Source organism: Streptomyces sp. NPDC050164 (assembly GCF_044459945.1).
Lineage (GTDB): Bacteria > Actinomycetota > Actinomycetes > Streptomycetales > Streptomycetaceae > Streptomyces > Streptomyces coeruleorubidus_A.
Genome location: NZ_JBITJK010000023.1, coordinates 29,647 through 51,228 on the forward strand (window position 1 = coordinate 29,647; position 21,582 = coordinate 51,228).

Genomic DNA, 21,582 nt, shown 5'->3' on the forward strand with positions numbered 1-21,582 from the left:
GTGCGTAACCAATCCCCTTGGGGGGGGCCAACGGGGGCCACTGGGGGGTGGAACCGGGGCGCCGCCGGGGGGGCCGCGCGCCGGGGGCGCGGGGGCGGGGGGGGGGGGGCCCCCCCCCCCCCCCCCCCGTCCGCACATGTGCCTACAGAGCGCCGAAGCCCACCTTGCGCGGGGCCGGCTCGCCGATCTCGACGTACGCGAGACGGTCGGCCGGGACCAGGACCTTGCGGCCGTGCTCGTCCACGAGGGTCAGCAGCGGCGACTTCCCGGCCAGCGCCTCGGACACCGCCCGCTCGACCTCCTCGGCACTCTGACCGCTCTCCAGAACGATCTCGCGGGGCGCGTGCTGCACGCCGATCTTGACCTCCACGGCTATGTCCCTCCGACGGTCAGTGATGTGCGCGACCTTCCGCGCCGTACGCAGCACACATTAGCCCGGTGAGGGGACCGGCATGCTCCGCCCGAGAACGCCACGAGCGAACAGCGGGCGGGAACAAAGCGGCCGTCAGTGGTGCTGCTGGTCGGTTCCGTGCAGCGGGAAGCCCGCGATGCCGCGCCACGCCAGCGAAGCGAGCAGCTGTACGGCCTGGTCGCGCGGCACGCTGCGGTCGCTGTTCAGCCAGGACCGGGCCACCACCTGGGCGAGGCCGCCGAGGCCCGAGGCGAGCAGCATCGACTCCGCGCGCGACAGGCCCGTGTCCTCGGCGATGACGTCGCGGATCGCCTCCGCGCACTCGTTGGTGACCTTGTCGACGCGCTCGCGCACGGCCGGCTCGTTCGTCAGGTCCGACTCGAAGACCAGGCGGAAGGCGCCGCCGTCGTCCTCGACGTAGGCGAAGTAGGCGTCCATCGTCGCCCGGACGCGCTGCTTGTTGTCGGTCGTCGACGCCAGCGCGTTGCGTACGGCCTGGATGAGTGACTCGCAGTGCTGGTCCAGCAGCGCCAGATAGAGGTCGAGCTTGCCCGGGAAGTGCTGGTAGAGCACCGGCTTGCTGACGCCGGCGCGCTCGGCGATGTCGTCCATCGCGGCCGCGTGGTAGCCCTGGGCCACGAAGACCTCCTGGGCGGCGCCCAGGAGCTGGTTCCGTCGGGCACGGCGTGGCAGGCGTGTGCCCCGCGGGCGAACCGCCTCTGTCTGCTCGATGGCTGTCACGCCGCCTCCCAAAGTCGTCCACGTGCGGATCTGGCCGCGTCGCCATCGTACTTTTCGGTAACCGTGGTGTGCGCGGTGAGAGCGCAGAATTTCACGGACCGGACGGTTACGAAAGCGGCTGAGAAGGTTTCAAACAGGGTCAGAGCGGGCAAAATGCGGCTCCTTTCCTGCTCGGTGATGCTCCTTGTCGCCACCCGGCGGCGTGCGTCACCGGTAGTCGTCCTCGTCGAGAGAGACGATCCGGGACTGCTCCACCAGGTCGGCCTCGTTGGCGCGGTCGGGGTCGACGCGGGTGAGCGGGTCGTCGCGGTTCGGTGCGACGTCCGTGTGCTGCTCGGCCGCGTCGACCTCGGGGGCCTCGACGTCGTACTCCGGCGTCTCCTGCGCCTCCTCGGCCTCGAACGTCTCCGGGTCTGTGGGGTCTACGGCCATGCTGGGCTCCCTTCCTACGAACGTCCCTGGGATGCAGGGACCACACGCGGGTGCCCTCTCTACGAGCCTAGGAGACACCCGATCCGGACGCTATGCGATCCGCGTCCGGGATGTGACGCAGCGCGCATCCCGTCGACTGCTTCTCATGTGCCCTGCCTTCATGTCCTGTCTTTCCCGGGTGCCTCGCCCTGCTCGGGTGGCTTTCCGTTCTCCGCGTCTTCCCCCGTGTCTGCCCCATGTGCCCGCCCCACATGGCCGATTCCTGTGACGGCGAACACACGGGCCACTACGTGATCGTCTCGTAACATTGCCGCATGTCTTCGACCGAGCTGCCGTTCGTGCCGCCCGCCAATGTGCTGCCGAAGGTGGGGACCGTCCGGGTCGCCGAGGGCGAGCGGCTCAGGTCGGTCGAGCTGCCCGGGGTCACGCTGACGGTGCGGTCGAGGCGCCCTGCGCGCAAGGGGGCGGCCCCCGCGCTGTACGTGCACGGGCTCGGAGGTTCCTCGCAGAACTGGTCGGCGCTGATGGCGCTGCTGGACGACGTCGTCGAGAGCGAGGCCCCCGATCTGCCGGGCTTCGGCGACTCCCCGCCGCCGGACGACGGCAACTACTCCGTGACGGGGCACGCGCGCGCGGTCATCCGGTACCTCGACGCCACCGGTCGTGGCCCCGTGCACCTGTTCGGGAACTCCCTCGGTGGCGCCATCACCACCCGTGTCGCCGCGGTACGGCCCGATCTGGTCCGTACGCTCACACTCGTGTCGCCTGCTTTGCCCGAAATCAGAGTGCAGCGCACCGCCGTGCCCACAGCGCTGCTGGCGGTGCCCGGTGTCGCCCCGCTCTTCACCCGGCTGACCCGGGAGTGGACGGCGGAGCAGCGCGTCCGTGGCGTGATGGCGCTGTGTTACGGGGATCCGGGGCGGGTGACGCCGGAAGGATTCAGCAACGCCGTGGAGGAGATGGAGCGGCGGCTGCGGCTGCCGTACTTCTGGGACGCGATGACGCGGTCCGCGCGCGGGATCGTCAACGCGTACACGCTGGGCGGCCAGCAGGGACTGTGGCGCCAGGCCGAACGGGTTCTCGCGCCGACCCTCCTCGTCTACGGTGGCCGTGACCAGCTCGTCGGCTTCCGGATGGCCCAGAGGGCGGCCCGGGCGTTCCGCGACTCGCGGCTGGTGACGTTGCCGGACGCGGGGCACGTGGCCATGATGGAGTACCCGGAGACGGTGGCCATGGCGTTTCGTGAACTCCTCGAAGATGCCGGGGAGTTGGGCGAACGACGAGCGAGGAAGGCTCGCGCGGACGAGGCCGTCGACGCAGCAGGCACCGGAGCAGACACCGACGAGAGCATGGGGGGCTGAGGCGCGACGTGGGACGCCACAGCCGCCGTGGGCCGGTCGCCAAGAGCGACACCGCGGACACAACCGCAGTACGGGACGGCCGGGCCGGGTCGGGACAGGGACCGGGGCAAGGGCAGGGACAGGCGCCGGACACGAGCCGGGGAGGCCGGACGGCCCCGCCCCGCGACGCGCCGCAGGGCGGCTGGCCGCCGCCTGGTGCCGGCCCTCGCCGGACGCCGGGGCCTCGGCCCGCGCCGGTGGACGGGACGCCCGCGCACGGGATGCCGCGTCTTCCGGACGGCTGGCTGCCGGACGGCACGCCCGTGCACGGCGTTCCGCGCCTGCCTGACGGCACCCCGGCGCGGGGGCTGCCCCGCTTTCCCGACGGCACGCCGGCGCGCGGTACTCCGCGGCTGCCGGATGGGACTCCCGGGCAGGGCGTTCCGAGGCTTCCTGACGGGACGCCGGCGCGGGGCGTTCCGCGGTTTCCGGACGGGACTCCGGCGCAGGGCTTTCCGCGACTTCCGGACGGTACCCCCGCGCGCGGAGTGCCGCGGTTGCCCGACGGCACTCCCGCGCACGGCTTCCCACAAGCGCGTGGAGGGCATCCCGAGCAGCGCGAAGCCGGGGGTGGCTGGGGCGAGTTGAGGGGCGGCGGTGCTCCCATACCGGGGCAGCGGCGGGCGTCCGTGCCCGGGCCGCGGCAGGAGTTTCTCGACGCCTTCGACGAGGAGGACGACGTCTTCGCACCCCGTACGCCCGCCTCCGCACACGCGGCGGACGCCTACGCCTCCGTCACGGACTGGAACGCCGGCGCCCCGGCAGGCATCCGCTCCGACGACGACGACGACGATGACGACGGCGCGGCGCCCACCGGCACGCCCGCGCCGGTCAAGGGCGCCAAGGGCCGTACGTTCACCGGCATCGCGGCCGCCGCCGTCACGACCGTGCTGGCCGTGGTCGTCGCCGGTCAGGTCACCGACGACCCCGGCGGCGCCGACGTGCAGTCGCGGTCCGCCACCGACCAGGCCCGCGACATCCGGGACCCCTCGGCCCACGCGGACGGGCGGGCACCCGCACCGGCTCCCGGCGCGAAGGCGCTGACGTACGACGAGAAGATGGGCAGGACGTACCCGCTCGGCGCCACGTTCAAGGGCTCGGGGAAGTTCGACGCCGTTCCCGGCATCGCCGAGGCGCCCGGTGCGGGGCAGAAGCTCACCTATCGCCTGGACGTGGAGCAGGGGCTCGGGCTCGACGCCGAGCTGTTCGCCGAGGCCGTGCACAAGACGCTCAACGACCAGCGCAGCTGGGCCCACAACGGCGCGCGCACCTTCGAGCGGATCCACTCCGGCACGCCCCGCTTCGTGATCACGCTCGCCAGCCCCGGCACGACCGCCGACTGGTGCGCCAAGTCCGGTCTGGACACCACCGTGGACAACGTCTCCTGCGACTCGGCCGCCACCGAACGCGTGATGATCAACGCCTACCGGTGGGCGCAGGGCTCGCAGACGTACGGCGACAAGATCCATGCCTACCGGCAGATGCTGATCAACCACGAGGTCGGCCACCGCCTCGGCTACGGCCACGTCACCTGCGACAAGGACGGCAGTCTGGCCCCGGTCATGCAGCAGCAGACCAAGTTCCTCGAGCGCGACGGCATCCGCTGCCGGGCCAACCCCTGGCCGTATCCCGGAAGTTGACAGGCACCACAGGGGTCGGCCCACGCAACGCGTCGACATGGCGACGAGTTCAGCGGCGGGCAGCGCCGACGCGTCGGTGTCGCCCGGGCGCTCGACCCGTACACCAGGCAGCCGCCGGCCGCCGTACCGGCGCTCGACCCGGAGGCCGTCGCGCGACGCCGGGCGGAGCGACGGGAGTTGGCCGCGGTATGACGATCCGTGTCCGGTTGCTCTCCTAGCGCGACGGAACGCGATCTGCACGGGAAAGTTACGACCGTTCACCCCTTTTGGTGGGGGGGGGGGGGGCGCGGCCCCCCCCCCCCCCCCCCGGCACCCCCCCCCCCCCCCCCCCCCCCCCCCCCCCCGCGGGGGGGGCCCCCCCCCCCCCCCCCCCCCCCCCCCCCCCACCGCCTTGTCCGCATACGTTCGTCCCGCTGCGAGCCGCCGGGCAACGGCGGCTCCTGATACGGGAGATCGGGGGTGCACTCGTGCGCATCGGACTGCTTACGGAGGGTGGCTATCCGTACGTGAGCGGTGACGCCAGGCTCTGGTGCGACCGGCTGGTGCGCGGGCTCGGACAGCACGAGTTCGACGTCTACGCGCTCAGCCGCAGCCAACACCAGGAGGACGAGGGCTGGATCCCGCTGCCGCCGAACGTCCGCAGGGTGCGCACCGCACCGTTGTGGATGGCCGAGGGCGACGAAGTGGTCCTGGGCCGCCGCGCGCGCCGGCGGTTCACCGAGTGCTTCGGCGAACTGGCAGCCGTGCTGAGCGGGTCGTCCGGGGGTGCGCCGACCGCCGCCGAAGGGCCTTCCGAGGGTACGTCGGCCCCTGAGGCGGACCGTTTCGGCAACGCTCTGTACGGGCTCGCCGAACTCGCCCGCGAGACGGGCGGGCTGGTAGGGGCACTCCGTTCCGAGACCGCCGTACGCACCCTGGAGCGCGCCTGTCGTGCGCCGGGCGCCCACCGCGCGGCGCGTGAGGCGCGCGTCCCGGATCTGCTCGCCGTTGCCGCACACCTGGAACGCGCCCTGCGCCCCCTCTCCCTCGACTGGTACGAGGACAACGGACTCGGCGCGGTCGACCTCTGCCACGCCGCCTCCGGCGGCCCGGCTGCCCTGCCGGGCCTGCTCGCCCGCCACTTCACCGGCGTGCCCCTGCTGGTCACCGAGTACGGCGTACGCCTGCGCACCCACTACCTGACCGCCCCGGGCGCCCCGCCCGCCGTACGGTCCCTGCTGGCGGCCTTCCAGGGCAGGCTCGCGGCCGAGGCCTACGCACGGGCCGAGGTCGTCACGGCCGGCAACACGCACGCCCGCCGCTGGCAGGAGCGCTGCGGCGCCGACCGCGAGAAGCTCCGCACGGTCTCCCCCGGCATGGACGCCCGGCCCTTCGCCGAGGTCGGCGAGTCCCCCGAGTGCGCCGACCCGGACACGCTCGTCTGGGTCGGACGCGTCGAGCCCGCCAAGGACCTGGTCTCGCTGCTCCACGCCTTCGCGCAGATCCGCAAGCGGCAGCCGAAGACCCGCCTGCGCATCGTCGGCGCCCCCGCCGGTGCCGAGGGCACGGCCTACCTCGGCCACTGCCGGACCCTGGCCGCACAGCTCTTCCCCGACGAGGCCGAGGGCCCGCACGCCGACGGCGACAACCCGGTGTCCTTCGAGGAGATCGGCGGTCCCGAGCTCCCGGCCCTCGCCGACGCCTACGCCTCGGGCGCCGTGACCGTCCTCTCCAGCGTCGTCGAGGGCTTCCCGATCAGCCTCGTCGAGGCCATGCTCTGCGGACGCGTGACGGTGTCGACGGACGTCGGCGCGGTCGTGGAGGTCATCGGCGGCACCGGGCTCGTCGTGCCGCCGCGCAACCCGCGGGCGCTCGCCGAGGCGTGCGTGGCGCTGCTGCGCGACCCCGAGCGCCGTGCGCGCCTGGGTGCCGCCGCCCGCGCCCGTGCCCTCGAGCTGTTCACGGTCGAGCAGAACATCAAGGCATTTCACGGCATCTACCTGGAGATCGTCTCGCGCACGCCGGTCCGCCGCGTGGTCCTCGACGAAGCGGGGGCGCCGCTGCCCTTCGCGGTTCCCGCCGAGGATCACGTCCCGATCCGCTGGGCCGCCCCGTCACCCAGCCTCGTCGCCCGCGGCGGCCCCGGCTGGGCGACGAGCAGACCCGTACGCGCGACCACTGCCGTCCCCGCCCCGGAGGGCGCGCGATGACCGGCTTGGGCGAACTGGACCGCCCGGAGACCCCGGCCGGCTCGGGGGCGGCGTGGGACGCCCGCTCGGAGCGGGCGCCGCGCACGCCCGCGCCCGCCCCGGAGGCGGCCGCCGACCGCAAGCCGTCCGCCCCACGGCGCGGTGCCGCCGACCCCGTGAAGGGGCTGATGCACCGTCACCGGGAGCTCTGCGACCGCGCGGTGGACCCCCTCGAGATCGCGGCGGGCCTGGAGGCGCACGGCATCACCGACCGGACCGCCGCCCGCTTCCGCCACCGGGACGTCTTCTCCCTCGCGGAGGAGATGTACGCGCGGGTCCCCCGGGACGCGGACGCACCCCCGCCCGCCGCGCCCGCCACGCCACGGGCACGCGTCGACTGGGCCCTGCTGACGCTCCTGCCGGGCACGCTGTGCGCCGCCGCCGTGGCCGCCGTGCACCTCACCCACGGCCGGTCGCGCCTGTTCGCGGCGGCAGCCGGCACCCTCGCCCTGGCCCTGGCCCTGCGCGCGGCCCTGCGCCGAGGCCCCCTGAGCAGACCCGACCGCACAGCCCCCGGCAGGGCCACGACCTGGACCACATGGCTCGTCGCCTACGCCGTCCTGGGCGACGGCCTGCTCGACAGCGCCGTCGCCGGAGGTCCCGACGGCCTGCCCACCGGCACGGCCGACGGCCCCTGGCCCCTTGCCGCCATCCCCGTCCTGGCCCTCGCCCTGGCCTGCGCGCCCGCCGCCTGGACCGCCCACCTCTTCACCGTGCGCGCCCGCCGCAAACTCGCGGCCAGCCGCGGCCTGGAGGACTTCGCCGCCGCCGTACGCCCCCTCCTGCTCGGCGCGTTCGCCCTGTTCCTGGGCGCCCTGGCGGCCCTGCTCACCCTCTGCGCCGCGGTCCTCGACGAACCCGCGGCCTACGCGCAGGCCCTCACCCTGGGCGCCCTCCTCTTCCTGGCCCGCCTCCTCACCACCCACGGTTTCGCCTACGCCCCGGCCGTGGTCCTCACCGCCACGGCCACGATCCAGGCAGCCGCCCTCGCCGCGGTCTTCACCTCCCGCCTCCCCGGCTGCGGCTTCCTGGCCACCCCCGTCGAAACCCTCGTCACCACCTGGGGCGCCGGCAGCGTCCCCACCCTCGCCTGCGGTGCGGCGGCCCTGGCCCTCCTGATCCACGCGATCCGCAAGCTGACCAGGGCCTCGGCCCACGCACCGCCGGAGCCCTCCCGGTGACCGCCGCTGCCACCGGCCCCGTCGCCGCCGGCAGTACCCGTCACATCCCTCCCTTCCCGCCTCAAGGAGAACCCGCATGACCACCCGCCCAGCAGCCCCGGCAGCCCCGGGAGCCGCGCGATGAGAGTCCTGCTGATCGGAGCCAACGGCTACATCGGGCGCTTCGTCGCCGACCGCCTGCTCGCCGACCCGGCCGTGCAGCTCACCGCCCTCGGCCGCGGCGACGACGCCGACGTCCGCTTCGACCTCGCGTCCGGCAGCCCCGGCGCCCTCACCCGCTTCCTGGACGCGGTCCACCCGGGCGTCGTCGTCAACTGCGCCGGTGCCACCAGGGGCGGTGCCCGCGAGCTCACCCGCCACAACACCGTCGCCGTGGCCACCGTCTGCGAGGCCCTGCGCCGCAGCGGCTGCGGCGCCCGTCTGGTGCAGATCGGGTGCAGCGCCGAGTACGGCCCGAGTCAGCCCGGCTCCTCCACGGCGGAGGACGCCGTCCCCCGGCCCGGCGGCCCGTACGGCGTCAGCAAACTCGCCGCCACCGAACTGGTCCTCGGCTCCGGCCTGGACGCCGTCGTCCTGCGCGTCTTCTCACCGGCCGGGCCCGGCACCCCCGCCGGCTCCCCGCTGGGCCGGCTCGCCGAGGCCATGCGCCGTGCCATGCAGTCCGGCGACGGCGAGCTGAAACTCGGCGGCCTCGGCGCCCAGCGCGACTTCGTCGACGTCCGGGACGTCGCCCGCGCCGTCCACGCCGCCTCGCTGTCCGCCGCGCAGGGCGTCATCAACATCGGCTCCGGCCGTGCCGTACGGCTGCGCGACGCCGCCGCGGTCCTCGCCCGCGTGGCCGGATACGGCGGCGCCCTCCACGAACTCGACGGCCCTCCCGGCGCTCTGCGCCCGGCCATCGGCCACCCCCGCCCCGACCCGGACCACGCGCACCCGGTCGCGTACCCGTACCCGGACGGCTGCGGCAGCTGGCAGCAGGCCGATGTGCGCACCGCCCGCGACCGGCTCGGCTGGCGCCCCAGGATCGGCCTGGAGGAGTCCCTCGCCGACATCTGGATGGAGGCGGCATGCCGCATCTGACCAGCACCCGACCACGCACCTCCGGCACGGAACTGCGCCCCGGCGTCGGCGTCCCCGGCTACGCGCACCCCCTCCTCGCCCCCACCGAATGGGGTGAACTCACCCGCCCCGGCACCCCGCTGCACTGGGTGGTCCTCAACGTGGCCGACGGCCCCGGCGCCCGCCCCGACCCGCACTGCCTGGAGGCGGCCGGCCGCCTGCGCAACGCGGGCATCCGCGTCCTCGGCCACCTCGACACCCGCTACGGCACCCGGAACTTCGGCGAGCTGATCTCCGATGCCCACCGGTTCGTCGACTGGTACCAGGTCGACGGCTTCCTGCTGGACCGCTGCCCGGCGGACCACGTCGGGCTGCCCGAGGTGCGCCGTACGGTCGCCACGCTCCGCGTGATCCGTGACGATGCCCACATCGTCCTCGGCCACGGCATCCACCCGCACCCCGGCTATGCCGAGCTCGCCGACCAGCTGGTCACCTTCTCCGGCCCGTGGAGCGACTACCGCTGGTCGCAGGTGGCCGAGTGGACCGCCGACCATCCGCCCGAGCGCTTCTGCCACTTCGTCCACGGAGTGCCCCGCCCGCACCTGGGGGAGGCGCTGCGCATCGCCCGCTGGCAGGGCGTCGCGACGGTCTGGTTCACCGACCACACGGACCACGGCGGCCGCACCGACCCCTGGGAGGCCATGCCCGGCTACTGGGACGACATCGTCTCGCTGGTCGGAACAGGTGTCTCGGAATGAAAAAGCACATGGCACTGTTACGGGGAGAACAACCGTAGTGATTGACCGACCAACGGAGTCCCCGTGTCGCTGCCACCCCTGGTCGAGCCGGCTTCCGAGCTCACCGTAGACGAGGTCCGCAGGTACTCCCGCCACCTGATCATCCCCGATGTCGGGATGGACGGGCAGAAGCGGCTGAAGAACGCCAAGGTGCTGTGTGTGGGCGCTGGCGGCCTGGGCTCGCCGGCGCTGATGTACCTGGCCGCCGCAGGCGTCGGCACCCTCGGCATCGTGGAGTTCGACGAGGTCGACGAGTCGAACCTGCAGCGTCAGATCATCCACAGCCAGGCCGACATCGGCCGCCCCAAGGCGGAGTCCGCCCGCGACAGCGTCAAGGGCATCAACCCGTACGTGAACGTGATCCTTCACGAGGAGCGGCTCGAGGCCGACAACGTGATGGACATCTTCAGCCAGTACGACCTGATCGTCGACGGCACGGACAACTTCGCGACCCGCTACCTGGTCAACGACGCCTGCGTGCTGCTGAACAAGCCGTACGTGTGGGGCTCGATCTACCGCTTCGACGGCCAGGCCTCCGTCTTCTGGTCCGAGCACGGCCCCTGCTACCGCTGCCTGTACCCGGAGCCCCCGCCCCCCGGCATGGTCCCCTCCTGCGCCGAGGGCGGCGTCCTGGGCGTGCTGTGCGCGTCCATCGGCTCCATCCAGGTCAACGAGGCCATCAAGCTGCTCGCCGGCATCGGTGAGCCGCTGGTCGGCCGACTGATGATCTACGACGCCCTGGAGATGCAGTACCGCCAGGTCAAGGTCCGCAAGGACCCCAACTGCGCGGTCTGCGGCGAGAACCCGACCGTCACCGAGCTCATCGACTACGAGGCCTTCTGCGGCGTCGTCTCCGAGGAGGCCCAGGCGGCGGCCGCCGACTCCACGATCACTCCCAAGCAGCTCAAGGAGTGGATCGACGACGGCGAGGGCATCGACATCATCGACGTCCGCGAGCCGAACGAGTACGAGATCGTCTCCATCCCGGGCGCCCGGCTGATCCCGAAGAACGAGTTCCTCATGGGCACCGCCCTGGAGAGCCTCCCGCAGGACAAGAAGATCGTCCTGCACTGCAAGACGGGTGTCCGCAGTGCGGAAGTCCTCGCGGTCCTGAAGTCCGCGGGCTTCTCGGACGCGGTCCACGTCGGTGGCGGCGTGATCGGCTGGGTCAACCAGATCGAGCCGGACAAGCCGGTGTACTGACCGGACGAGCCGGCATACCGAGCCGTATCCGGCCACCCTTCGCAAGCGGCGGGGGCTTCGCGCACCGCGGGTGCTCGGAGCCCCCGCCGTCGTCATGAGCAGACCTTGCCGTCCTTCGGCACCGTCCCGTCCAGCAGATACGCGTCCACCGCGGAGTCGACACAGTCGCTGCCACTGCCGTACGCGCCATGTCCCTCGCCCCGCCAGGTGAGCATCACTCCGACGCCCTTGCCCAGTTCGTCGGCCATCCTGCGGGCCCCCTCGTACGGGGTGGCCGGGTCGCCGGTGTTGCCGACCACCAGGACCGGTGCCGCGCCGGGGGCGCTCACCTCCGGGGTGTCGTGCTGACCGGGCACCGGCCAGTCGTGGCACCAGCCGGCCGTGTCCCAGCCGAGGAACGTCCCGAAGACCGGGGAGATCCTCTCGAACTCCGGCAGCAGCTTCCTGGTGGTCGCCGCGGTCGGCCGCTGCCTGTCGTCCAGGCACGATATGACCCGTTGCGCGTGGGTCGTCGTGCCGTAGCGTCCCGACGGATCACGCTCGTTGTAGCCGTCGGCGAGGACCAGCAGCTCCGATCCGTCTCCCCGCTCGGCCGCGTCGAGGGCGCTGGTCAGCGTCGGCCAGCTGTCCTTGCTGTACAGCGGCAGGATGATGCCGGTGGCCGCGAGCGTCTGCGTCAGCTTCCGCCCGGGCGTGCCCGTCGGCAGGGGCCGGGCGTCGATCCGCCGCAGCAGGTCCGCGATCTTCCGCGAGCCCTCCGCCGGGTCCTGGCCCGTGGACTCGAGGTAGCCGTTCAGCGCGCGCTGGAAGCCCCTGGCCTGGTTCTTGGCATGCCCCAACGTGTCGGCGCCGGGGTCGACGACCGCGTCCAGGGTCATCCGACCCACCTTCTTCGGGAACAGGTGCGCATATGTGCCGCCCAGTTCGGTTCCGTAGGAGATGCCGAAGTAGCGCATCTTCTCGTCGCCGAGGACCTCCCGGATGCGGTCCATGTCGCGGGCAGAGTCGGCGGTCGACACGTGTGCCATCAGCTTCCCGGCGTCCTTCTGGCAGCCCTTGCCGAAGTCGGCGGCGTCCTGGAAGTACACCTTCTCCTCGGCGGGCGTGTCCGGGGTGACGTCCACCGACTCTGCCGCCTGGATCTGTTTGTCGCCGCGGCAGCGAACGCCCTCGCTGGCGCCGACCCCGCGAGGGTCCCAGCTCACCAGGTCGTAGCGCTCACGCAGCCGGGAGACGGTCGGGGCGTACGACGGCATCATGGACACGCCCGAGGCGCCGGGGCCGCCGAAGTTGAACAGGAGCGAGCCGACGCGGTCGCCACCGCGGGCCTTGGCGCGGATCAGCGCCAGCCCGATCTTCTCGCCGTCCGGCTTCGACCAGTCCAGCGGCACCTTCAGCGTCGCGCACTGCCAGTCGCTGCTCGGCGCGGGGGCGTCGGCGGTGGCCTTGCAGCGGCCCCAGGAGAGCCCGCCCTTGTCGTCGTCCGACGAGCCGCCGCTGCATCCCGCGGCGAGCAGTGCCGAGGTGACCGCCAGAGCGGTCCACCGTGCGAAACGCGTCATGTGCCCATCCCCCCTCGTAGGCCGTCCGCACCGTGCCGCGGATGGCGGTCAGGCCATGGTAGGCAGATCCGGCGCCGGCCGTCGCAGCCTGTGGATAACCCTCTGACCTGTGCGTTTGCCAGACCACAGGCTGATCTCAGGTGCAGACGGTCCCTGCCCGCGGCACTTTTCCGTCCAGCAGATAGCCGTTCACCGCGTCCTGCACGCACTTGTTCTTGCTGTCGTACGCGCCGTGCCCCTGCCCCCGGTACGTCAGCTCGACGCCGACCCCCTTGCCCAGCGCCTCCGCCATCTGCCGCGCGCCCTCGTACGGGGTGGCCGGGTCGCCGGTGTTGCCGACCACCAGGATCGGCGCCGAGCCCGGCGCGCTCACGACCGGGTGGTCGGCGGCGCCCGGCACGGCCCAGTCGGTGCAGGCGATCATGCCCCAGGCCATGTAGTCGCCGAACAGGGGGGAGGCCGCCCGGAATTCGGGCAGCTTCCGCTCCACGAAGGCGGCGTCGTAGCGGGGCTTGTCGTCCGCGCAGTTGATGGCGGCGTTGGCGGCGGCGATGTTGCTGTACTCGCCGTTCTCCTTGCGTCCGTTCATCGAGTCGGACAGCAGCATCAGGATGCTGCCGTCGCCGTCGTACGCCTGTTGCAGGCCCTCGGTGAGGTACTCCCAGAAGTCCTGCGAGTACAGCGCCTGCAGGATGCCGCTGGTCGCCGCGGTCTGGGTCAGCTCGCGCGGGAAGACACCCGGGATCGGAGTGCGGTCGAGGTCCCTCAGCAGTCCGGCGATACGGTCCTTCACGTCCTGCGCGCTGTTGCCGACAGGGCATTCCTCGGCCTTCGACACGCAGTCCTCGGCGAAGTTGTCCAGCGCGAGCTGGAAGCCCTTGGTCTGCCCGAGCGAGCCCTGTTCGGCGTTCTGCGTGGGGTCGACGACGGCGTCGAACACGGCGCGGCCGACCCGCTCGGGGAACAGGTGGGCGTAGACGCCGCCGAGTTCGGTGCCGTAGGAGATGCCGAAGTAGTGCAGTTTCCCGTCGCCCAGGACCTGGCGCATCAGGTCCAGGTCGCGGGCCGCGTCGGTGGTGCGTACGTGCGGCAGGATCCGCTCGGAGTTCTGCTCGCAGGCTTCGTTGAACTCCATGGTGTTCTCCAGGAGTTCGGTGCGCTCGGCAGTGTCGTCGGGCGTGGCGTCCTGCTGGAAGTACGCGTCGAGCTGCTGGTCGTTCTGGCAGATCACGGGGGTGCTGCGGCCGACTCCGCGGGGGTCGAAGCTGACCAGGTCGTAGCGGGTGCGCAGGGTTTCGTAGTCCTCCGCGAAGGCCGGCAGCGAGGTGACGCCCGAGCCGCCGGGGCCGCCGAAGTTGAAGATGAGCGAGCCGATGCGTGCGCTGTCGTCGCCGCTGCTCCGGGCCCGGATCAGTTCGAGGCCTATGGTGTCGCCCTTGGGGTCGTCCCAGTCGAGCGGCGCCTTCATGGTGGCGCACTGCCACTCGCCGCCGTCCGGCAGCGGTGAGGGCGCGGCGCCCCCTCCCTGGGCATCGGACGGGGTCGGGCAGTCCTCCCAGCTCAGCTCCTGCTTCGTCAGGTCCTCGTCCTCGGCGTCGTCGTCACCGCAGCCGGCCAGCACGGTGGACAGCAGCACGGCGGTGGCGGTCAGTGCGGCGGCGCGCAGCCGGAGGAGGGATGGCATGGTTCCATCCTGCGGCGGTCCGGGGCGGGGCGCTCGGGACGCGTGCCGTACGAGGTAAGAGGGTTCAGTGAGGCTAAAGGGCCTGCTTGCGAGTCAGATGGTTGAAGGCCAGCCAGCCCGGCAGCACGGGCAGCCACAGCGTCAGCAGCCGGAACAGCAGGACCGCCGGTGCCGCGACCTCCTTCGGCAGCCCGACGGCGATCAGACCGACCGTCAGGGTCGCCTCGACCGCGCCCACACCACCCGGGGTCGGCGCCGCGGACCCCAGGGCGTTGCCCGCGAGGAAGACGACGGCGACACTGGCGAGGCTGATCGACGTGGACTCGTCGCCGAACGCGCGGATCGACGCGTCCAGGCACATCACGAAGCAGGCGGTCAGCAGCAGCATGCCGCCGATGCCGGTGACCAGCTTCTGCGGCCGCTGGAGCACGTCCAGCATGCGCGGCACGACACCCGCGAACAGCGACCTCACGCGCGTGACGACGAACTTCCGCAGGAACGGCACCGAGGTCACCACGAGCACGAGCACCGCCACCGTCAGCAGACCGGCGATGACGGTCCGGGACGGCGACAGCGACGGCGTCTTCTCGGTGCCGGTCAGATAGCCGAAGGCCAGCAGCATCAGGATGTGACAGCCGAGCCCGAACAGCTGCGACGCTCCGACGCTCGCCACCGCGAGCCCCGGCCGCACTCCCGCGCGCTGGAGGAAGCGCGTGTTGAGGGCGACACCGCCCACCGCCGCCGGGGCGACGATCTTCACGAACGACCCGGCGACCTGCGCCGCCACGGTCCGCACGAACGGCACCCGCTCGGGCACGAACCCCAGCAGAGCCATCGCCGCCGCCACGTAGCTGCCCATCGAGAACAGCACGGCCGCGGCGACCCAGCCCCATTCGGCGTTCGCGATGAGCGGCCCGAACTCGATGTGCGTGAGCTGCGTCAGCAGGAAGTACGCGCCGATCGCGCCCGCCATGAAACTGATCAGCGTGCGCGGCCGCACCCGCTCCAGCCGGGCCGGCTCGACCGGTGCCTGTGGCCTGATCCGCAGCACCTCGTGCCGGATCTGCGTGAGCAGGTCCTCCTCGCGCGCATCCTCGAGGGCCTCGTCGATGGCACGCTTCTCGGCCCGCTGCTCCGCCCGTACGGCCTTTTTGTCGAGTTTCTCCAGCACCGGCACGGCGTCGTCCGAGGCGTCCTCCAGGCGCGCCTGCTTGGCCTGCCGGGACGCTTCCAGGACCGCCTCGCGCTCGCGCTGTGCCCGCTCCCGGGCCAGTCTGCGCAGCGTCGCGCGCGTGGAGCGGCTGAGCGCGATGGGCTGGAGCATCGGCAGACAGTCCGCCACCGCGTCGGGGCCGAGCACTTCCACCGCCGAGGCGACCGCCCGCTCGGCGCCCACCCGGAGGCCGAGGGTCACCAGCAACTGGGACGTGTCCATGCGCAGCAGCAGGTCGCCGGCCGCGATCTCGCCGACGCGCAGGTCGGTGAGGATCACCGTGCCGGAACGATCCACCAGAATCGCGTCGCCGACCAGCCTGCGGTGCGCGATGCGCCGGGACTGGAGAGCCTTCACCTGGTGCCAGGTGTCGCTCAGCAGGTCGTCGGTGATCTCCTCGTCCGGCAGCGAGTCCAGGGTGCGGCCGCCGCTGTGCTCGTAGACGAGCATCACCGCGTCGGGACCGAGCTCGGAGGTGGCGATCAGCTTGGGCGCGTTGGCACCGGCCGCGATCGCCGCGTACGCCAGCAGCGCCTCCTGCTCCAGGGCCTGGCGCAGTGACTGGAGGCTGCTGCGGGTGGCGAAGCCGCGCAGGGTCAGATTGCGCCAGGTGCGGTAGAAGAAGCCCTGGGCCTGCTGCTCCCGGTCGACCACCGTCACGTCCAGCGGCGGGCCGTCCTCGAGCGTGACGAAGTAGCGGCGGCCCCGGTCACCGGTGTCCGGGTTGTCCGAGGTGTCCTCGCGGGACGCGCTGACCGGGCGGAAGCCCACGGTCCGCAGGCCCGCCATCAGTGTCTGCCCGGTGGGCCGGACGTTGGGCGAGCCGACCGCGTAGAGCGTGCCGTAGGCCACGGTCCAGCCGATCAGCACGGTCAGGATGATCGAGAACGGTGTCGTGTACCCCGTCACGAGCATCGAGAAGGCGTCGAGGAGCAGCACGACCCACAGCACCGTGCGCCATCTGGGTCTGCGCGACATGCCGACGGCCGTCATGTACGCGATGACCGGGGCCAGATAGCCGTGCACGGGGTCGGTCAGCGCGTGGATGTCGCCGGGGGAGGGCTGGGTGAGCGCCTCCTGGATCGAGCCGGGGGCGGCGCGGGCGACCCACAGGTCGGTGGCGAGGGTCACGCCGTGGGCCAGGACAGCCGCGAGCACGCCGTCGGCGATTCTGAGCCCGTCCCGTTTGATCAGCCGCTCGATGGCGAAGGCGACCGGCACCAGCAGGATCGCGATGCTGGAGGCCAGCCCCGCGATCTTGATGAGCAGGTCGGGCGCCTGGCCCGTGCCCTTGTTGATGTCCTGTTCGAGGCCCGAGGTGGTGCCGTGCGCGAACGCGGCGATGCCGATCAGCAGTGCGACGGCGAGCACGCCCACCAGGAGCCGCATCAGATCGGACGGGCGGTGCACGCGCGCGGGGAGCAGCGGTTCGTCGCCCTCCACCTCGTCGATGTACACAGTGTCCTCGTCCTCGGCTGCCGTCGGGGCCTTCTTGCCGGACTTCTCGGGTGCTGTCGGTGCCTTCTCGCCGGACCTCTCGGCTGCCGCCGGAGCCTTCTCGCCTGACCCCTCGGCGGCCGTCCTCGCCTGGTCAAGGGCCGGCTCCGGGCCGTCGTCCGGGGTGCCCGGGCGCGCTGAAGCGTCAGAGGTGCCCTCCACGTCCTCGGGGTGCGCACCCTGCTGCTTCATCGTCTCTTCTTGGTCTCGTATCACCGGTCACCGCCCGCACGATGGTGGCATGCCGCACCGACACACGGGGGCATCAGGGTGCACATGCGGGGGCGGACAGTCTGCCCGACGCGATCCTGCCGGACGAGGGAAACGCTCCGGAGCACGCCCGTCCCGTTGTCGGTGGGATGGGGCAGGATGGGGCGGATGAGTAAGGAGAGTCTTCCGGAGGACGCCGGCGCGCAGGACACCCACGCGGGGGACGACGACACCCGTGAGGAGCCCGGGGAAGCGCTGCCCGCGTACGCCGAGCGGGTCCTGGACGTGGCCGAACTGATCCCGCCGGGCCGTGTCATGACATACGGGGACGTCGCGGAGTGGCTGGAGGAGGGCGGTCCGCGGCAGGTCGGCCGCGTGATGTCTCTCTACGGCGGTGCCGTTGCGTGGTGGCGTGTCGTCCGCGCGGACGGCGTCCTGCTCCCGGGGCAGGAGCAGCGGGCGCTCGGCCACTACCGCGCGGAGGGCACGCCCTTGAAGGAGGCGAGCCGGGCCGCCGAGGGCCACCTGCCGCGCCTCGACATGAGACGGGCGCGCTGGGACGGCGGCGAACGCGCGGAGGGTCACACCTGACAGCTTCCGCCATCGGACGCCCTTGCGTGTGACCTGTGATCCGGACGGGGGAATCGGGGCACGCCGTCGGCATGACGTACGTTCGTGAGACGAGGGACACAAGTGCCCTGAGTGCCGCGGGTGACTGGCGGGAAGAAGGGGAAGCCCTGCTTCCGCCTCGCTCGTCGGCGTAGCGTCGGCTGCACGCGTCCCCGTCACCCCGCGGTCACCGCCCGCCACGCGCGGTGGCCCGTCAACCAGCACTTCCACCAGGACCGGCGAACCACGTGAGCTCCTCTTCCTCCATCAGCAGCCTGTCGCACCCCCGTGTGCGGCGGGGGAGCCGTGGCGCTTACCGACTGGTACGTACCCCTCCTGCCCGGGTGGACCCCCCTCTTTTGGACGTCTCGCAGCGCTCCGTGGTTGACCACACCACCGGCCCGCTGCTCGTTCTCGCAGGTCCGGGCACCGGCAAGACCACCACGCTCGTCGAGTCCGTGGCCGAGCGCATCGCCCGGGGCGGGGACCCCGAGCGCATCCTGGTGCTCACCTTCAGCCGCAGGGCTGCCGTCGAGTTGCGCGACCGCATGGCTCTGCGGAGCGGCGCGGCCAGCGCTCCCCAGGCGACCACCTTCCACTCGTTCTGCTACGCCCTGGTCCGCGCCCACCAGGACAGCGACCTGTTCGTGGAGCCGCTGCGGCTGCTGTCCGGCCCCGAGCAGGACGTATCGGTCCGGGAGTTGCTCGCCGGCCAGGTGGACCTGGAGCGGCTGGGCCTCGCGCACGTGCGCTGGCCGGACGAACTGCGCGCCTGCCTGACCACCCGTGGTTTCGCCGACGAGGTCCGCGCGGTCCTCGCCCGCACCCGTGAACTGGGTCTCGGCCCGGACGCCCTGGACGCCTTCGCCCGCCGCACGGGACGCCCCGACTGGCGCGCCGCCGCCGCCTTCCTCGCCGAGTACCTCGACGTGCTCGATCTGCAGGGTGTGATCGACTACGCGGAACTCGTTCACCGCGCGGTGCTCCTCGCCCGCCGGCCCGAGATCGCCGCGCGGCTCGCCGCCCGGTACGACGCCGTCTACGTGGACGAGTACCAGGACACCGATCCCGCTCAGGTGCGACTCCTGCACGCGCTGGCGGGCGGCGGCCGCACCCTCGTCGCCTTCGGTGACCCCGACCAGTCGATCTACGCGTTCCGTGGGGCGGACGTGAACGGCATCCTCGACTTCCCGCACGCCTTCCCGCGCGCGGACGGCCGCCCGGCCCCGGTCGCGGTGCTGCGCACGTCCCGCCGCTCCGGCGCCGCCCTGCTGGCCGCCACCCGGCTGCTGACCCAGCGCATGCCGCTGACCCGCCTGCCCGCCGAGAAGGTGCGCGCCCACCGCGAACTCGCCCCCGTACGGGACGGCGGCCGAGTCGAGGCGTACACGTACCCGACGCCCGGGACGGAGCTGGACAACATCGCCGACATCCTCCGCAGGGCCCACCTCGAAGACGGCGTCCCCTGGAGCGAGATGGCCGTACTGGTGCGCGCCGGCTCCCGGACCATCCCGACGGTCCGCCGCGCCCTCACGGCGGCCGGCGTACCCGTGGACGTCGACGGCGACGATGTGCCCCTGCGCCACGAACCGGCGGTGGCACCGCTGCTGACGGCGCTGCGGGCGGTGGCAACGGCGGAGGCGGGGACTTCCGAGACGGGATCTGCCGAGCCTCGGGACTCCGAGACGGGGCCTGCCGAGCCTCGGGACTCCGAGACGGTACCTGCCGAGCCTGGGGACTCCGAGAGGGACACCTCTTCCGAGGACGCCCCTTCCGCGCAGCCGGACACCTGCTGGCTCGACACCGAGACCGCCCTCACCCTCCTCAGCTCCCCGCTGGCGAGCATGGACGCCGCCGACCTGCGCCGCCTCGGCCGGGCCCTGCGCGACGAGGAACGAGCCGCGGGCAACCCGCTGCCGCCGCCCTCCGACGTGCTGCTCGCGCAGGCACTCGCCGAGCCGGAGCGCCTCGCCGTGCACGACCCCACGTACGCGCGTGGTGCCCAGCGTCTCGGCGCGCTGCTGCGCAAGGCCCGTGAGCGGCTGGCGGGCGGCGGCACGGCCGAGGAGGCCCTGTGGGACCTGTGGGCGGGCACGCCGTGGCCGACCCGGCTGGAGCGGGCCGCCCGCCGGGGCGGCGCGGCCGGGCGCAACGCGGACCGTGATCTGGACGCCGTCTGCGCGCTGTTCGCGACCGCGGCCCGTGCCGAGGAGCGCACCGGCGGCCGGGGCGCCCTCAACTTCCTGGAGGAGATCGAGGCCGAGGACATCGCCGCCGACACCCTCACACGCCGTGCCGTACGCCCCGACGCGGTCCGCCTGATGACCGCGCACCGCTCCAAGGGCCTGGAATGGCGCCTCGTGGTCGTCGCGGGCGTCCAGGAGGGCCTGTGGCCCGATCTGCGCCGCCGCGGCTCCCTGCTGGAGGCCGACCGCATCGGCCGCGACGGACTCGCCGAACCCCTCACCCCCGGCGCGCTGCTCGCCGAAGAGCGCCGTCTGTTCTACGTGGCCGCCACGCGCGCGCGTGAACGCCTCGTCGTGACCGCGGTCAAGGCCCCGGCGGACGACGGCGACCAGCCCTCCCGCTTCCTGACCGAACTCGGCGTCGAACCCAAGGACGTCACGGGACGCCCGCGCCGGCCCCTGTCCGTCGCCGCGCTCGTCGCCGAACTGCGCGCCACCACCGTCGACCCGCGCGTCTCCGACGCCCTCCGGGAGGCCGCCGCCCGCCGCCTCGCCCGGCTCGCCGCCCTCGCCGACGAGGACGGCCGCCCTTTGGTGCCGTCCGCGCACCCCTACCGCTGGTGGGGCATGTTCGAGCCGACAAAGTCCAAGGTGCCGCTGCGCGACCGCGACCAGCCCGTCGTGCTCTCCGGCAGCGCCCTCGACCAGCTCGCCAACACCTGCGCCCTGCAATGGTTCCTGGGCCGCGAGGTGAAGGCCGACGCGCCCGCGACCGCCGCCCAGGGCTTCGGCAACGTGGTGCACGTCCTGGCCGACGAGGTCGCCTCCGGGCACACCCCGGCCGACCTCTCCGTCCTGATGGAACGGCTCGACTCCGTGTGGAACGCCCTCGCCTTCGACGCGCCGTGGAAGTCGGACCAGGAGAAGGACAACGCGCGCGTGGCGCTCGAACGGTTCCTGAAGTGGCACGTCATGGACCGCACGGGGCGTACCCCGGTGGCCAGCGAGCACGACTTCGACGTCACCCTCGAAGCCGGTGACTACCAGGTGCGCATCCGCGGCCAGATGGACCGCGTGGAGGCGGACGGCGAGGGCCGTGCCTACGTGGTCGACTTCAAGACGGGCAAACAGGCGCCCACCGGCAAGGAGGTGGAGCGCCACCCGCAGCTCGCCGTCTACCAGCTGGCCGTCCGCGAGGGCGCCGTCGACGACCTCTTCGACGGTGTGCGACTCGAGCCGGGCGGCGCCGAACTCGTCCATCTGCGCCAGGGCGCCGCCCAGCGCGACGGCGGCGAGACCCTTCCCAAGGTGCAGGCCCAGGAGCCGCTGGAGGGGGAGTGGGTCGGCGACCTGCTGGCCACCGCGGCCGGCAAGGTCCTCGACGAGCGGTTCACACCGACCGCCGGCCAGCACTGCACGCACTGCGCGTTCCGGGCCTCGTGCAGCGCGCGGCAGGAGGGCCGCCATGTCGTCGAGTGACTTATCGCACCACCTGTGCTGACCTGCGCTTCTTCTGCCCCGGAAAGCG

General features: G+C 72.7%; 15 protein-coding genes. 9 read left to right on the forward strand and 6 right to left on the reverse strand.

Features of this window, described 5'->3' with window-relative positions:
- Positions 1 to 142: 142 nt before the first annotated feature.
- The 3 genes from ACIBNA_RS26950 to ACIBNA_RS26960 form a co-directional block, all read right to left on the reverse strand.
- Positions 143 to 370, reverse strand: coding sequence for a DUF3107 domain-containing protein (locus ACIBNA_RS26950; RefSeq protein ID WP_031114311.1), 228 nt, complete (start codon positions 368 to 370; stop codon positions 143 to 145).
- 135 nt (positions 371 to 505) lie between these two features.
- Positions 506 to 1,153, reverse strand: coding sequence for a TetR/AcrR family transcriptional regulator (locus ACIBNA_RS26955; RefSeq protein WP_351410959.1), 648 nt, complete (start codon positions 1,151 to 1,153; stop codon positions 506 to 508).
- Between the two features lie 207 nt (positions 1,154 to 1,360).
- On the reverse strand, positions 1,361 to 1,585 hold the full coding sequence (locus tag ACIBNA_RS26960; RefSeq protein WP_399167711.1) for a hypothetical protein: 225 nt from the start codon (positions 1,583 to 1,585) through the stop codon (positions 1,361 to 1,363).
- Positions 1,586 to 1,899: 314 nt separating this feature from the next.
- Here ACIBNA_RS26960 and ACIBNA_RS26965 point away from each other — a divergent pair, with 314 nt between their 5' ends.
- From ACIBNA_RS26965 to moeZ, 7 genes are all read left to right on the forward strand, one after another.
- Positions 1,900 to 2,946 (forward strand): alpha/beta fold hydrolase, encoded by a 1,047-nt coding sequence (locus tag ACIBNA_RS26965; RefSeq protein WP_399167713.1) that lies wholly within the window; start codon positions 1,900 to 1,902, stop codon positions 2,944 to 2,946.
- 8 nt (positions 2,947 to 2,954) lie between these two features.
- Entirely contained in the window at positions 2,955 to 4,625 is a 1,671-nt protein-coding gene (locus ACIBNA_RS26970; RefSeq protein WP_399167715.1) for a DUF3152 domain-containing protein, read from the forward strand.
- 467 nt (positions 4,626 to 5,092) lie between these two features.
- Positions 5,093 to 6,814: a DUF3492 domain-containing protein gene (locus ACIBNA_RS26975; RefSeq protein ID WP_399167717.1), complete on the forward strand. Its 1,722-nt coding sequence runs from the start codon at positions 5,093 to 5,095 to the stop codon at positions 6,812 to 6,814.
- On the forward strand, positions 6,811 to 8,034 hold the full coding sequence (locus ACIBNA_RS26980; RefSeq protein WP_399167718.1) for a hypothetical protein: 1,224 nt from the start codon (positions 6,811 to 6,813) through the stop codon (positions 8,032 to 8,034). The genes ACIBNA_RS26975 and ACIBNA_RS26980 overlap by 4 nt, the downstream gene beginning before the upstream one ends.
- 120 nt (positions 8,035 to 8,154) lie before the next feature.
- Positions 8,155 to 9,114 (forward strand): NAD-dependent epimerase/dehydratase family protein, encoded by a 960-nt coding sequence (locus ACIBNA_RS26985; protein WP_399167720.1) that lies wholly within the window; start codon positions 8,155 to 8,157, stop codon positions 9,112 to 9,114.
- Positions 9,102 to 9,851: a spherulation-specific family 4 protein gene (locus tag ACIBNA_RS26990; RefSeq protein ID WP_399167722.1), complete on the forward strand. Its 750-nt coding sequence runs from the start codon at positions 9,102 to 9,104 to the stop codon at positions 9,849 to 9,851. Before ACIBNA_RS26985 ends, ACIBNA_RS26990 begins: the two co-directional genes overlap by 13 nt.
- A gap of 63 nt (positions 9,852 to 9,914) precedes the next feature.
- Positions 9,915 to 11,093 (forward strand): adenylyltransferase/sulfurtransferase MoeZ, encoded by a 1,179-nt coding sequence (gene moeZ, locus ACIBNA_RS26995; protein WP_399167724.1) that lies wholly within the window; start codon positions 9,915 to 9,917, stop codon positions 11,091 to 11,093.
- Between the two features lie 92 nt (positions 11,094 to 11,185).
- Here the strand turns inward: moeZ and ACIBNA_RS27000 are convergent, their stop codons facing one another.
- The 3 genes from ACIBNA_RS27000 to ACIBNA_RS27010 all read right to left on the reverse strand — a co-directional run bounded on the left by ACIBNA_RS27000 (position 11,186) and on the right by ACIBNA_RS27010 (position 17,241).
- A complete protein-coding gene (locus tag ACIBNA_RS27000; protein ID WP_399167726.1) occupies positions 11,186 to 12,655 on the reverse strand; it encodes an alpha/beta hydrolase in 1,470 nt (489 codons plus the stop codon).
- Between the two features lie 136 nt (positions 12,656 to 12,791).
- Complete coding sequence (locus ACIBNA_RS27005; protein ID WP_399167728.1) at positions 12,792 to 14,339, reverse strand: alpha/beta hydrolase; 1,548 nt, start codon at positions 14,337 to 14,339, stop codon at positions 12,792 to 12,794.
- Positions 14,340 to 14,412: 73 nt separating this feature from the next.
- A complete protein-coding gene (locus ACIBNA_RS27010) occupies positions 14,413 to 17,241 on the reverse strand; it encodes a lysylphosphatidylglycerol synthase domain-containing protein (RefSeq protein ID WP_399167730.1) in 2,829 nt (942 codons plus the stop codon).
- 186 nt (positions 17,242 to 17,427) lie between these two features.
- Between ACIBNA_RS27010 and ACIBNA_RS27015 the strand changes: the two genes are divergently transcribed.
- Positions 17,428 to 17,850: an MGMT family protein gene (locus tag ACIBNA_RS27015; RefSeq protein WP_399167732.1), complete on the forward strand. Its 423-nt coding sequence runs from the start codon at positions 17,428 to 17,430 to the stop codon at positions 17,848 to 17,850.
- Between the two features lie 266 nt (positions 17,851 to 18,116).
- Positions 18,117 to 21,533 (forward strand): ATP-dependent helicase, encoded by a 3,417-nt coding sequence (locus tag ACIBNA_RS27020; RefSeq protein ID WP_399167734.1) that lies wholly within the window; start codon positions 18,117 to 18,119, stop codon positions 21,531 to 21,533.
- Positions 21,534 to 21,582: the final 49 nt, after the last annotated feature.